Raw genomic sequence first — 14,218 nt, forward strand, 5'->3', positions numbered from 1 at the left:
GGGAGCCGGCTTGCCGGCGATCAGGCCGGTACAGGCTGATCAAGCTGCCGGGTTCGCGTGCGCCACCCGCCCTCCTGCCGCCGGCCGATTGACGAACAGCACGTCCAGCACGCTGTTGTGCAACCCCTTCAACGCATTCCAGTTCGCCGACGCATGCACGTACCTGTCGCGCAACAATCGCTGTTCATCCTCGGTCAACCCAGGCTGTTCGTATTCACCCAAGGCAAACCCATGCAACTTGCGGCTGATGCCCAGCAGCTCATCCGGCAGCCGATGCTCAGCCTGCCCGCCCAACGGCGCAAACGGCACCCCCGCCCGCACCGCCAGCTCGCGCATGATGCTCAGGTACACCCGGGAAAGCTGCCCCGCCACTTCCCGTTCGCGGTACACCGCCGCGTACACCTGCTTTTGCGCCTCACTCGACCGGCCACCGGCAATCGGAACCTCCCAGGCCAGCACCCGTGGCCTGGGCGCGCCCATTTCGCCAAATGACGACGCCAGCAACGCACTGACTGAGGCATGCACACGAGTGTGCTCGGCGCGCATATCCAGCGGCACCCGCTGAGACTGCGGTTTGCACAGCAGCACCTGCTCCTGCGTGGTATCCGGGTAACCACCACCAATGTTCGAGTGCACGCCCGGCAACACGATGTCATGGTCGCTGCGCACCAGCGGGAAGTTGTGCCGCTGTTCGTCCCCCGCCACCAACTGCACCACTTGCCGGGCAATGTCCGCGCCCAGGCCCAGACGCAAGCCACCATTGCGGTCATCGGCGGGGTCAAGGTCTCCCTGCAGTGGCGCGATGATCGCCGCCACCGTGTCGAACAGGCCGATGAAGTTGATCCCGATTTCGCAGGGCACAGCCAAGCGCTCGTCGCCGCCATCGTGCAGGAGGTTGGCCAGATGCCGCACCGCCGCCGCGCCGCGACTGAAACCGAACAGGTCGAACTCGACCCGCTCGACCCTTGCCTGCGGATGCGCCTGGCGCCAGTCCTGCAATTGCCCGGCAATTCCCGCCAAGGCCTCGGCGACCCTCGCCTCGGCCCCCAGACGCCCACTCCCGGTGGCCGAGGCATAGGCATTATCCGCCTCCCCCGCCAGGGTGCCCACGCCCTCGACATAGCGTTTCAGAAACACCATGGTCTCATCAGCCGTGCCCCCCTGCGCCGGATACAGCGCATGCAACAGGGCCACATTGCTCAAGGCGTTGCCATAACTGGCACCCTTGCCCCCCGGAGCATCCGCCGGCATCACATTGCTCAGGTTGTTGCCGGTCCCATCAAAGAACACGCCAAAACGCAGGGTGACCGGCGTAATACGTGCTGTGCTGCCGCTGTTCAAGTCCATCCTCGTGCCTCCTGCTTGCGCAAAAACACAAGCAGGCGCCAACACGCCGCAGCGGAACATCAGTCAATGGCCAGTCATATGCAGGACATTTCCGGACCTGCTGGCCCCGGGCAAGGATAAATTTCCCTACCGCCATTGGTCGCCACCCCCCCGGATGGATTAAAGTATCACCCCTTGCCAGGGCAGTTGCCTCCAGCCGCCTGCGGCCCCACACCAGGAACCGTCACCGATGGAACACCGTGAAGCGCTGATCGCGCTGCGCACCTTTCTTTCTTCCCAGATCCTAGGCCAGGAGAAACTGGTCGAGCGGCTGTTGATCGTGCTCCTGGCCGACGGCCACATGCTGGTCGAAGGTGCGCCGGGCCTGGCCAAGACCAAGGCCATCAAAGAGCTCGCCGAAGGTATCGAGGCGCAGTTCCATCGCATCCAGTTCACCCCCGACCTGCTCCCGGCCGACATTACCGGCACCGAAATCTACCGCCCGGAGACCGGCAGCTTCGTGTTCCAGCAGGGGCCGATCTTCCACAACCTGGTGCTGGCCGACGAAATCAACCGCGCCCCGGCCAAGGTGCAGTCCGCGCTGCTCGAAGCCATGGCCGAACGCCAGGTCAGCGTGGGTCGCAGCACCTACGACCTGTCGCCGCTGTTCCTGGTCATGGCCACACAGAACCCGATCGAGCAGGAAGGCACCTACCCGCTGCCCGAAGCCCAGCTCGACCGCTTCCTGATGCACGTGAAAATCGGCTTCCCCGACGCTGCGGTAGAGCGGCGCATCCTGTTGCAGGCCCGTGGTGAAGCCCTGGGCGGCGAGACCAAGCCCGAGCGCCGGGTCAGCCAGCAGGCCATCTTCGCCGCCCGCAAGGAAATCCTCGGCCTGTACATGGCCGACGCGGTGGAGGAATACCTGGTGCAACTGGTGATGGCCACCCGCACCCCGGCCAAGTTCGACGCCGAACTGGCCGACTGGATCGCCTACGGCGCCAGCCCGCGTGGCTCCATTTCGCTGGACCGCTGCGCGCGCGCCCACGCTTGGCTGGCCGGGCGTGATTTCGTCAGCCCCGAAGACATCCAGGCGGTGCTGTTCGACGTACTGCGCCACCGCATCATCCTCTCGTTCGAGGCCGAGGCGGCGGGGATCGACCAGGACCGCGTGGTCCAGCGCATCCTCGACGTCGTCGCCGTTGCCTGAGCCCATGCCCACCGCCTCGCTGGCCCAACCCGGCATCCGCATCGGCCTTGCCGAGCTGATCGACATGCGCCACCGCGTGCGCGAAATCCAGCTGTTTTCCCGGCCCGGCCAGCGCAGCCCGCTGGTGGGCCTGCACCACTCCAAACTGCGCGGGCGCGGCGTGGACTTCGACCAGGTGCGCGTGTACCAGGCCGGCGACGATGTGCGCAACATCGACTGGCGGGTCACCGCGCGCACCCAGGAACCGCACACCAAGCTCTTCCACGAAGAGCGCGAACGGCCCATCTTCATCCTCGTCGAGCAGAGCCAACGGCTGTTCTTCGGCTCGGGGCTGATGTTCAAGTCGGTGCTGGCCGCCCAGGCTGCGGCGCTGTTCGGCTGGGCCGCGCTGGGCCACAACGACCGCATCGGCGGGTTGGTGTTCGGCGACAACGAACACCACGAAATCAAGCCCCGGCGCAGCAAGCAGAGCCTGCTGCAACTGCTCAACCGCCTGGCCAAGGTCAACCAGGCGCTGCACACCGAGGCCACGCCCGGGGCCGACAGCCTCGGCCTGGCCCTGCGCCGCGCCCGCGAAGTGCTGCGCCCCGGCAGCCTGGCCATCGTGATCTGCGATGAGCGCTCGCTCACCGCCCAGGTGGAACAGCACCTGGCCATGCTCTCGCGCCATTGCGACCTGCTGCTGATGCCGGTGTCCGACCCGCTCGACCACGCCCTGCCCGCCGCCGGCCTGCTGCGCTTCGCCCAGCGAAGCGCGCAGCTGGAGCTCGACACCCTGGACGCCAACCTGCGCCAGGCCTACCGCCAGCAGGCCGAAGCACGCATCGAGCGCTGGGAGCTGATGGCGCAAAAGCTGCGCGTGCTGCTGATGCCACTGAGCACCCAAAGCGAAATGATCGAGCAATTGCGCGAATACCTGAACGCTCAGCGGCCACGGAGCGCGTCATGAAGAGCAGCGGCCAATGAACCCGCTTGATCAACTGCAACCGCTGATTGCCCCAGCACCAATCGGCCTGTGGCCACCGGCACCCGGCTGGTGGCTGCTGCTGGCCGTGCTGCCGCTGTTGGCCTGGGGCCTGTGGCGGGTGCGCCGCTGGCGCCCGGGCAAACGCCGCATCGTGCGTGCCGAGCAGCCCTTGGACCCGGTACGCGTGGAAGCGCTGGCCGAACTGGCCCGCCTGCCACGCCCCTACGACGGTGCCCCGGCCGGGGCCTGGCTGCAACAGATCAACGCCCTGCTCAAGCGCCTGTGCCGCAGCCATTACCCGGGCGCCAACAGCCATACCCTCAATGGCCGCCAGTGGCTGGCGTTTCTCGACAACCGCTGCCCGGCCGCCGGCCTGACCCGCTGGATGGTGCTGGTCGAGGGCGCCTACAAACCCGAGTGCAAGCTCGATGACAAGGCCATCGCCGGGCTCAGCCAGGCCGTCGAAACCTGGATCCGCAAGCATGTTTGAACTGGCCTGGCCGTGGGTCTTCGCCCTGTTGCCATTGCCGTGGCTGGCACGCCTGGTACTGCCGGCCGCCGACAGCGGCGAACCGGTGCTCAAGGTGGGCTTCCTCAACGAGCTGGAAGGCCTGGCCGGGCGCCGCGCGCGCCTCAACCTGCCGACCTGGCGCCAGCAGGCGCCCTTTGTCGTCATCTGGCTGTTGCTGCTGTGCGCCGCCGCCCGCCCGCAATGGCTGGGCGACCCGGTGCCAGTGGCCGCCAGCGGCCGCGACCTGCTGGTGGCGGTGGATGTGTCCGGGTCGATGGACTTCCCCGACATGCAGTGGCAGAACGAAGACATCAGCCGCCTCGACCTGGTCAAGGCGCTGCTCGGCGACTTCCTGCAGGACCGCGAAGGCGACCGCGTGGGCCTGATCCTGTTCGGCAGCCAGGCCTACCTGCAGGCCCCGCTCACCTTCGACCGGCGCACCGTGCGCACCTTCCTCGACGAAGCGCAGATCGGCATCGCCGGCAAGAACACCGCTATCGGCGACGCCATTGGCCTGGCGGTCAAGCGCCTGCGCCAACGCCCGGCACAAAGCCGGGTGCTGGTGCTGATCACCGACGGCGCCAACAACGGCGGGCAGATCCACCCGCTGACCGCCGCCCGCCTGGCCGCTCAGGAAGGCGTGCGCATCTACACCATAGGTATCGGCGCCAACCCCGAGGCCAGTGGCACTCCTGGCCTGCTCGGCCTGAACCCGAGCCTGGACCTGGACGAAGCCTCGCTCAAGGAAATTGCCGACATCACCCACGGCACCTACTTCCGCGCCCATGACGGCGCCGAACTGGACGCCATCGGCGACACCCTCGACCAGCTCGAACCTGTGGCCCAGCAACCGACCCAGGCACGCACGGCCAAGGCCCTGTATGCCTGGCCCCTGGCCCTGGCGCTGCTGCTGAGCGTGCTGCTGGTGGTGGCCGTGCAATGGCCCGACAACCTGCTGCAGCGCCTGCTGCGCAAGCCGCGCTTCCTGCAACCGCATCCGGAATGGCGCCAGCGCCTGAAGCGCCTGCGCCTGAGGAGGCGGCGATGATCGAACTGTGGCCCCAATGGTTGCGCCCGCTATGGCTGCTGGCCGTGCCCCTGCTTGGCTGGCTGCTGTACAAACTGTGGCACCGGCGCAAGCGCGCCGGGCGCTGGCAGATAATTCTGCCGCCGGCGTTCCATGGCGTACTGCTAGGCGGTGGCAGCGGCAGCACCAGCAAACTGCCGTGGGTGGCGCTGGGCCTGGCCTGGATGCTGGTGATCCTGGCCCTGCTCGGGCCCAGTTGGCAGCGCGTGGAAGAAAACCGCCAGCGCCCGGCCGACCCGCTGGTGATCCTCCTCGAACTGACCCCACAGATGCTCGCCGAGGACAGCCCGCCCAACCGCCTGGAGCAGGCGCGGCGCAAAATCCTCGACCTGCTGGAACACCGTCGTGACAGTCAGACCGCGCTGGTGGTCTATGCCGGCTCCGCGCACACCCTGGTGCCGCTGTCCGACGACCTGGCTACCAGCCGCAACCTGCTCGAGGCGATCGACCCGTCGATCATGCCCAAACCCGGCCAGCGGGCCGACCTGGCCGTGCAAAAAGGCCTGGCCCTGCTGGCCCAGAGCGGCCTGGGCCAGGGCCGCCTGCTGCTGATCGGCTCGTCGCTCAGCGCCCCGGAGCGCCAAGGCATCGCCCAGGCCCTCGGCCGCCAGGGCCCGAGCCTGCTGATGCTGGGCATCGGCAGCCGCGAAGGCGCACCGGTGCGCCAGGCCAACGGCGAGTACCTCAAGGACGACCAGGGCGGCATCCTGTTGCCGCGCCTGGACAGCACCAGCCTCAAGGGCTTCATCAGCGGCACGGGCGGGCGCTACCGGCATGCCCGTATCGACGACCTCGACCTTCGTGGCCTGGGCCTGTTCGACAACCCGCGCACCGGGCGCAACGACGGCCGGACCCTGCAACTGGACAGCTGGGCCGACCAGGGTTACTGGCTGCTGCTGCCGCTGTTGCTGCTGGCCGCCTGTGCCGGCCGACGCGGCTGGCTGTTCTGCCTGCCGCTGCTGCTGGCCCTGCCCCAGCCCAGCCAGGCCTTCGAATTCAATGACCTGTGGCTACGCCCCGACCAGCAAGGTCAGCGCCTGCTGGAGCAAAACCGCCCAGCCAGCGCCGCGCGCCAGTTCCAGGACCCGCAATGGCGCGGCATGGCCCTGTACCAGGCGGGCGACTATAGCGGTGCCGCCGAAGCCTTTTCCCAAGGCGACACGGCCGCCGCCCACTACAATCGAGGCAATGCCCTGGCCCGCAGCGGTGAACTGGAAGCCGCCCTGGACGCCTACGAACAAGCCCTGGAACGCCAACCCGACCTGCAGGCGGCGCTGGACAACCAGGCGCTGGTGCAGCAACTGCTGCAACAGCGCGAGGCCAAGGCCGAGGAGCAACCGGCCAGCAGCGATGCCCAAGGCACGCCCGGCAGCGAAACCGAAGGCAACAGCAGCTCGGCCAACAGCCCGGCCCAGGGCACGCCCGGCAACGACGAACAACCCAGCGCCGAGCAGCCCGGCGAAGGCAGCAGCAACAGCCAGGTAGCACCCGGCAACCAGGCCGGCGCGGATGACAGCGTCATCCAGCCGCCGCAGCGCCCGGTATCGACCAGCCTCGATGCCGAACAGCGCCAGGCCCTGGAACAATGGCTGCGGGAGATCCCCGACAACCCGGCGGAGCTGCTGCGGCGCAAATTCTGGTATGAACAGCAATTGCATCAGGAAACCCCACGATGAGTCGCTTCGGCGTCTTTCTCCTCAGCCTGCTCTGGGCCGTGCTGGCCCAGGCCGAACCAGTGCTGCAGGCCAGCGTTGACCGTACCCGCCTGGAAGCTGGCGAAAGCCTGGAGCTGACCCTGGAAAGCCAGGACGTCACCCAGTTCGGCAAGCCCGACCTGCGCGCGCTGGAGGGTGACTTCGAAGTGCGCGGCACGCGCCAGCTGAACAGCCTGCACAGCCTCGACGGCGAAACCCGCGCCAGCACCCGCTGGATCATCACCCTGCTGCCACGGCGCAGTGGCAGCCTGCGTATCCCCGAGTTGCAACTGGGCCAGTCGCACAGCCAGGCCATCGAACTGCAAGTGCTGCAGGCCGACGCCAGCCGCCAGGACAGCGCCTCGCAGGTGTTCATCGAAGCCACGCTCGACAGCAACGAGGTCTACGTCCAGGCCCAGGCCGTACTCACCCTGCGCATCTACCATTCGGTGGCACTGTACGACGACAGCAGCCTCAGCCCGCTGCAACTGGAGAACGCCAAAGTCGAACCGCTGGGTGAATCGCGCACCTATGAAAAGGAAATCAACGGCGTCCGTCACGGCGTGATCGAAACCCGCTATGCCGTGTATCCCCAGCAAAGCGGCACCCTCGACATCCCGCCGCTGACCTTCACCGCTACCGCCGCCGCCAGCCCGGACGAAGCCCCACAAACCAACGGCACGGCCCGGGCCGGCCACCAGGTGCAGGTCAGCTCGCTGCCGTTACGCCTGGCCGTACGGCCGATTCCGGCGGCCTGGCCGGCTGGCGTGCCGTGGCTACCGGCCCGCAGCCTGACCCTGGAAGAGCACTGGAACCTCGACCCTGGCAACCAGCAGGTGCAGATTGGCGACTCGCTGACCCGCAACATCACCCTGCGTGCCGAAGGCTTGTCCAGCACCCAGCTGCCACCGCTGCCAGCCACCGAAATCACCGGCCTGCGCCGGTACCCCGACCAGCCATTGCTGCGCAACGAAATCAGCGACCGCGGCATGACCGCCAACCGCGAAGAGCGCGAAGCCCTGGTGCCGACCCACAGCGGTACGCTGGCCCTGCCGGCGCTGGAAGTGGCCTGGTGGAACACCCGCGAAGACCACCTGGAGCACAGCAGCCTGCCGGCGCGTACGCTGAATGTGCAGGACAACCCGGCGCTGAGCGCCGACACCCCGGTTGGCGACAACAGCAGTGCCAGCAGCTTGCTGTGGCCCTGGCAGCTGGCCACCCTGGTGTTCGCCCTCACCACCGTGCTGGGCTTTGCCCTGTGGTGGCGCGCCCGCTCGCAGCCAGCGGTGCTGCGCGCCGCGCAGGCCGGGCCGAGCCCGCGTACCTTGCTGGATGATCTCAAGCGCGCGTGCCAGGCCAACGACCCACAGGCAACTCGCCAGGCGCTGGACGCCTGGGCCCGCCAGCAGCCGGAAACCCTGGCCGAGATGGCCGCGCGGTTCGTGCCGTTGTCGGATGCACTGGATGGGTTGAACGGGGCGCTGTATAGCGAGAGCGGGCAGTATTGGCAGGGTGAGGACTTGTGGCGGGCGATCGGTACGATTCCGCCGGCTGAGCAGGTGTTGTTGCCAGCGGGCGAGAACGGCAGCCTGCCGCCGCTCTATCCCAAGTAAGTGGTTGCCTGTGCGGGCCTCTTCGCGGGCATGCCCGCTCCCACAGAAACACCACTGCTTTCAAGGGCGGTGAGATACCTGAAGGAGATTCTATGGTTTTTGGCAAGCCTGTTCTTGTCATGACATCTCACTGGCGTAGAAAGAATCAAGGCATGCACTATGCACCACCTCAACCCCCAGTCATGAACTGGGCGGCTATGTGCCGCACAGCGGCCCCATGCTTGGGTTACCATACCGCCCTTGCGCAACACCCATCACCCAAGCCAAGCCCCGCTTGCTCGACTCGACACCAACAGGTCATCCATGCGTCTGTTTCATACCTCCGACTGGCACCTGGGCCAAAGCCTGCACGGCCAGGAACGCGACTTCGAACACGCCTGCTTCCTCGACTGGCTGCTCGGCCAGCTGCGCCTGCGCCAGCCGGATGCGTTGCTGATCGCCGGCGATATCTTCGACACGGTCAACCCGCCGGTCAAAGCCCAGGAACGTCTCTACGACTTCATCGTCCAGGCCCACGAGCAACAGCCGAAGCTGGACATCGTGATGATCGCCGGCAACCACGACTCCGGCTCGCGCATCGAGCTGCCCGCGGCACTGATGCGCCGCCTGCGCACCCATGCCCTGGGCCGTGTGCACTGGTTGGACGAGGGCCAGCTGGACGCAGAGCGCCTGCTGATTCCGCTGACCAACGGCCGTGGCAAGGTCGCCGCCTGGTGCCTGGCCCTGCCCTTCCTGCGCCCGGCCGAGGTGACCGGCCCGCAACTGGGTGACGACTACCTGCAAGGCATCACCCAGGTGCACCAGCAACTGATCGCCGCCGCGCAAAAGAAGCGCAAGAAGGACCAGGCGCTGATCGCCATCAGCCACGCGCACATGGCCGGTGGCGCGGTGTCGGAGGACTCCGAGCGCAGCCTGATCATCGGCAACGCCGAGGCACTGCCGGCCAAGCTGTTCGACAAGGCCATCAGCTACGTCGCCCTGGGCCACCTGCACAAGCCGCAGAAGGTCAACCGCGAAGAACGCATCCGCTACAGCGGCTCGCCGATCCCGCTGTCGTTCGCCGAAATCAACTACCCGCACCAGGTGCTGGAAGTGGAGCTGGACGGCACCGGCCTGGTCAGCGTCGAACCACGCCCGGTACCGCGCGCCGTAGCCCTGCAACGGGTCGGCCCGGCACCACTGGGCGAACTGCTGGAGCAGTTGGCCGAGCTGCCAGTGATCGACCTGCTCGAAGACCCCAACCGCCAGCCCTGGCTGGAGGTGCGGGTGATACTGGATGAGCCGCAACCCGACCTGCGCCAGCAGATCGAAACCGCACTGCAAGGCAAGGCCGTGCGCCTGATCCGCATCAGCGCCGAATACGCCGGCCGCAACAACGCCGAAGACGATGACCTGGCCTTTGTCGAACTGGCCCAGATGACCCCGCAAGACCTGTTCAGCCGCGCCTGGGAGCAGGCCTATGGCAACCCCGCCGACGAACAGGCGCTGGCCGACTTCGCCCTGCTGTTGCAGGACGTGCAGCAGGAAGAGGAACAGCCATGAAGATTCTCGCCATCCGCCTGAAGAACCTGGCATCCCTGGCCGGCCCGGTCGACATCGACTTCACCGCCGAGCCGCTGGCCAGCGCCGGCCTGTTCGCCATCACCGGGCCCACCGGTGCCGGCAAGAGTACCCTGCTCGATGCCCTGTGCCTGGCGCTGTTCGGCACCGTGCCACGCCTGAACGACATTGGCCGCGAAGCCAAGGTGCCGGACGCCGACGGTGAAATCCCCACCTCCGACCCGCGCAACCTGCTGCGCCGCGGCACCGGCAGCGGCTTTGCCGAAGTCGATTTCGTCGGCATCGATGGCCGCCGCTACCGTGCCCGCTGGGAAGCCAACCGCGCCCGCGACAAGGCCAACGGCAAGCTGCAGCACAGCCGCCAGAGCCTCTACGACCTGGACAGCGAGCAGGTGCTGGGCAGCGGCAAGAACGAATACAAGCAGCTGGTCGAAGCTCGCCTGGGCCTGAATTTCGAACAGTTCACCCGCGCGGTGATGCTGGCACAGAGCGAGTTTGGCGCCTTCCTCAAGGCCGATGACAAAGAGCGCAGCGAGCTGCTGGAAAAGCTCACCAATACTGCCATCTATACCCGCCTGGGCCAGCGCGCCTTCAGTAAGGCCCGCGAAGCCGGCGAGGCCCACAATGCCCTGAAGGACCGTGCCAGCCACCTGCTACCGATGGAAACCGAAGCCCGCGCCGAGCTCGACCAGCGTCTGGAGCAGGCGCAACAGCAGTTCAAGGCCGACCAGGCCGGCGAGCGTCAGCTGGAACAGCAACGCAACTGGCTGAACGAGCAGCGTCAGCTGCAGGCCCAGCACGCCGAAGCCGGCACCGCGCTGCAGGCCGCCGAACAGGACTGGCAACAACTGGCTGACCAGCGACTGGACCTCGTGCGCCTGGAGCGCCTGGCCCCGCAGCGTCACCAGTTCCACCGCCAACAGACACTGACCGCGCAACTGGCACCGGTGGCAGCGAAGATCGCCGAGCAACAGCAGCAGCAAGCCGAACTGCAGGTGCGCACCAGCGAACTCGAACAGGCGCTGGACGCCGCGCGTCAGGCGCTTGCCGATAGCCAGGCCCGCCACAGCGATAACGCCCCTCGTCTGCGCCAGGCCTTTGCCGCCCAGGACAACCTGGCCCGCCTGGACCAGGAGCTGGCAGCGCAGCGCAGCACCAGCCAACAGGCCGAGCAACAGGTCGCAGAAGGCCAGCAGCACCTGCAGCAGCTGGAAGACAACCAGCAGCGCAGCCTGCAGCAACTGGCGCAGATCGACACCGCGCTCGCCGACAGCCAGCACCTGGCGGGCCTGGCCAATGCCTGGCACGCCTACCTGCCACAACTGAAGCAGGTGATGCTGATCGGTGGCCGCCTGGCCAAGGGTCGTGAAGAACTGCCCGGCCTGCAGGCCCAGGCCAGCCAGGCCAATGCGCACTTGCAGGCCGAGCGCGATGCCTTCGAGTTGCTGTTCCGCGAGGCCAAGGCCGAACCCCAGGCCCTGGCAGAACAGATCGACTTGCTGGGTGGCATGCTGCAGGACAACCGCAAGCGGCAGCGCGCCGTGGAAGAACTGTCACGCCTGCATGGCCGTGAACTGGAACTGCGCCAGCAGCTGGAGGCCGTGCGCGAGCGGCAGCAGCAGGCCATGCAGCAACGCCAGCAGCTGATTACCGAAGGCACCGCCGCCAAGGCCGAGCTGGAAGCCGCCGAGCAAGCGCTCAACCTCACCCGCCAGTTGCTGGAGCGCCAGCGCCTGGCTCGTAACACCAGCGTCGAAGAGTTGCGCGGCCAATTGCGCGACGGCGAACCCTGCCCGGTGTGCGGCAGCGCCGAGCACCCGTTCCACCAGCCTGAAGCGCTGCTGCAAAGCCTGGGTCGCCATGACCAGGCCGAGGAAGACGCCGCGCAGAAACAGGTCGAAACCCTCAACGGCAAGCTGGTGGAGCTGCGCACCCAGCTGGGTGTGGTCAACGCCCAGCTCAAGGACTACCAGCAGCAACAGCAGCAACTGAGCGAACAGCTGCAACCGCTGGTGGCCCAGGTGCAGGCACACAGCCTGTGGCCTGCCCTCGCCCCGCAGGACGACAGGGCCCGCAGTGCCTGGCTCGACAGCCAGCTGCGCCGCCTGGACGAGGAAATCGGCCAGGACGAGAAACGCCAGAGCGCCCTGCTCGCCCTGCAAAAAGATGCAGCCCGTCTCAACCAGCAACTGCAGGCCGCCCAGCAGGCGCAACAGCAGGCCCAGCGCCACCTGGAGCAACAGCATCAGGCCCTGGCCAGCGACGAGCAGCAATTGCAGCAAAGCCTGGACGACCTGGCAGGCGTGTTGCCCGAAGAGGCCCTCAAGGCCTTGAACGACGACCCGGCCAATGCCTTCCTCGCCCTGGACCAGCAGATCGCGCAGCGCCTGCAGCAACTGGAGCAGCGCAAGGACGAACAGGAAGAACAGCAAGCCCGCCAGGCCCAGCTGGACAAGCTGCGCGACCAGCAACAGGCGCGCGTGCAGACCCTGCAGCAGTTGCAGCAGAAGCTTGCCGCCCTCGACGAGCAGCGCCAACAGGCCCAGGCTTCGCTCAGCGAACTGCTGGGCGAGCACGCCAGCGCCGAAGCCTGGCAACAGCACATGGACGCCGCGCTGGAGCAGGCCCGCGCCCTCGATGCCGACACTGCCCAGCGCCTGCAGGACCTGCGCACTCAAGGCGTGCAACTGGCCAGCGAACTCAGGGCCAACACCCAGCAGCAACAGGCGCTGGACGCCGAATGCCAGCAGTTGCAGGGCCAGATCGCCCAGTGGCGTGGTGAACACCCGGAACTGGACGACGCTGGCCTGGATCGCCTGCTGGGCATGGATGACACGCAGGTCAATGAACTGCGCCAACACCTGCAAGGCGCCGAAAAAGCCATCGAACAGGGCCGCGTACTGCTGCAGGAACGTGAACAACGCCTGCAGCAACATGCCGCGCAAATGACCGTGGACACCTCGGCCGACGCCTTGGAACAGGCCCTGACCGAACTGCGCGAACGCCTGGCCGGCCACGAGCAGCAATGCGCCGAACTGCGTGCACAGCAGGCCGATGACCAGCGTCGCCAACAGGCGCACCAGGCGCTGGCGGCGGAAATCGAGCAGGCCCATCAGCAGTGGCAACGCTGGGCTCGCCTGAACGCCCTGATCGGCTCGGCCTCGGGCGATGTGTTCCGCAAGATCGCCCAGGGCTACAACCTCGACCTGCTGCTGCACCACGCCAACGCCCAACTGCGCCAGCTGGCCCGCCGCTACCGCCTCAAGCGCGGCGGCAGCGCCCTCGGCCTGCTGGTGCTGGACACCGAGATGGGCGACGAACTGCGTTCGGTGCACTCGCTGTCGGGTGGGGAAACTTTCCTGGTGTCGCTGGCCCTGGCCCTGGGCCTGGCCTCGATGGCCTCCAGCACGCTGCGCATCGAATCGCTGTTCATCGACGAAGGCTTCGGCAGCCTCGACCCCGAGTCGCTGCAACTGGCCATGGATGCCCTCGACGGCTTGCAGGCCCAAGGGCGCAAGGTAGCAGTCATTTCCCACGTGCAGGAAATGCACGAACGCATCCCGGTGCAGATCCAGGTGCGCCGCCAAGGCAACGGCCTGAGTGACGTGGAGGTGTGCGGGTGATCCTCTACTCGTTTCGCCGCTGCCCCTGGGCCATGCGCGCGCGCCTGGCCCTGCGCTATGCAGGGTGCGAGGTGGAAATCCGCGAGGTGGCGATGAAGAACAAGCCGGCAGAACTGCTGGCCTTGTCGCCCAAGGGCACGGTGCCGGTACTGGATACCGGTGCCGAGGTACTCGAAGAAAGCCTGGACATCATGCGCTGGGCGCTGGCGCAAAACGACCCGCAGGACTGGCGGCTGCAGGCTGACCCTGTGGCGGCGCAGCAGGCTGAAACACTGATTGCGCGCAACGACAGCACGTTCAAGACGCAGGTAAACCTTTACAAGTATGCCGAGCGCTACCCGGCGCATACCCGCGAGCATTACCGCCAGCAGGCCGAGGCCTGGCTGGCGGAGCTCGAAGGCCTGCTGGCAGGCAGGCCCTACTTGCTGGCCACGCACCCGAGCATTGCCGATGCCGCGTTGCTGCCCCTGATGCGCCAGTTTGCCGGGGTCGAACCGCAGTGGTTCGCCGAGGCGGCTTATCCGCGGGTGCGGAGCTGGCTGGAGGGCTGGTTGGCTTCGGACCTGTTCAAGGCAGTGATGGCCAAGTAAACAACTATCAGCACTACACGGCCCCCTGTGGGAGCGG

At 67.1% G+C, this 14,218-nt stretch carries 10 protein-coding genes; 9 read left to right on the plus strand and 1 reads right to left on the minus strand.

The window, feature by feature from the left end:
- Positions 1-39: 39 nt before the first annotated feature.
- Positions 40-1,347 (minus strand): T6SS phospholipase effector Tle1-like catalytic domain-containing protein, encoded by a 1,308-nt coding sequence (locus M2S36_RS19245; protein WP_233687132.1) that lies wholly within the window; start codon positions 1,345-1,347, stop codon positions 40-42.
- Between the two features lie 229 nt (positions 1,348-1,576).
- Here M2S36_RS19245 and M2S36_RS19250 point away from each other — a divergent pair, with 229 nt between their 5' ends.
- The 9 genes from M2S36_RS19250 to M2S36_RS19290 all read left to right on the plus strand — a co-directional run bounded on the left by M2S36_RS19250 (position 1,577) and on the right by M2S36_RS19290 (position 14,181).
- On the plus strand, positions 1,577-2,536 hold the full coding sequence (locus M2S36_RS19250) for an AAA family ATPase (RefSeq protein ID WP_013971644.1): 960 nt from the start codon (positions 1,577-1,579) through the stop codon (positions 2,534-2,536).
- A 4-nt stretch (positions 2,537-2,540) separates the two neighbouring features.
- Positions 2,541-3,485: a DUF58 domain-containing protein gene (locus M2S36_RS19255; RefSeq protein ID WP_207831788.1), complete on the plus strand. Its 945-nt coding sequence runs from the start codon at positions 2,541-2,543 to the stop codon at positions 3,483-3,485.
- A gap of 13 nt (positions 3,486-3,498) precedes the next feature.
- Positions 3,499-3,993, plus strand: coding sequence for a DUF4381 domain-containing protein (locus M2S36_RS19260; RefSeq protein ID WP_085625249.1), 495 nt, complete (start codon positions 3,499-3,501; stop codon positions 3,991-3,993).
- The gene (locus tag M2S36_RS19265; protein WP_207831791.1) at positions 3,986-5,062 is read left to right on the plus strand and encodes a vWA domain-containing protein; all 1,077 of its coding nucleotides are present in this window, start codon (positions 3,986-3,988) and stop codon (positions 5,060-5,062) included. Before M2S36_RS19260 ends, M2S36_RS19265 begins: the two co-directional genes overlap by 8 nt.
- On the plus strand, positions 5,059-6,777 hold the full coding sequence (locus M2S36_RS19270) for a vWA domain-containing protein (protein WP_333957651.1): 1,719 nt from the start codon (positions 5,059-5,061) through the stop codon (positions 6,775-6,777). The genes M2S36_RS19265 and M2S36_RS19270 overlap by 4 nt, the downstream gene beginning before the upstream one ends.
- Entirely contained in the window at positions 6,774-8,408 is a 1,635-nt protein-coding gene (locus M2S36_RS19275) for a BatD family protein (protein WP_333957652.1), read from the plus strand. The genes M2S36_RS19270 and M2S36_RS19275 overlap by 4 nt, the downstream gene beginning before the upstream one ends.
- A gap of 303 nt (positions 8,409-8,711) precedes the next feature.
- Complete coding sequence (locus M2S36_RS19280) at positions 8,712-9,950, plus strand: exonuclease SbcCD subunit D C-terminal domain-containing protein (RefSeq protein ID WP_013971635.1); 1,239 nt, start codon at positions 8,712-8,714, stop codon at positions 9,948-9,950.
- Entirely contained in the window at positions 9,947-13,591 is a 3,645-nt protein-coding gene (locus tag M2S36_RS19285) for an AAA family ATPase (RefSeq protein ID WP_333957653.1), read from the plus strand. The genes M2S36_RS19280 and M2S36_RS19285 overlap by 4 nt, the downstream gene beginning before the upstream one ends.
- Positions 13,588-14,181, plus strand: coding sequence for a glutathione S-transferase (locus M2S36_RS19290; protein ID WP_207831798.1), 594 nt, complete (start codon positions 13,588-13,590; stop codon positions 14,179-14,181). Before M2S36_RS19285 ends, M2S36_RS19290 begins: the two co-directional genes overlap by 4 nt.
- Positions 14,182-14,218 lie beyond the last annotated feature (37 nt).

Origin of the sequence: Pseudomonas sp. SF2, assembly GCF_036858055.1 — a bacterium.
GTDB lineage: Bacteria > Pseudomonadota > Gammaproteobacteria > Pseudomonadales > Pseudomonadaceae > Aquipseudomonas.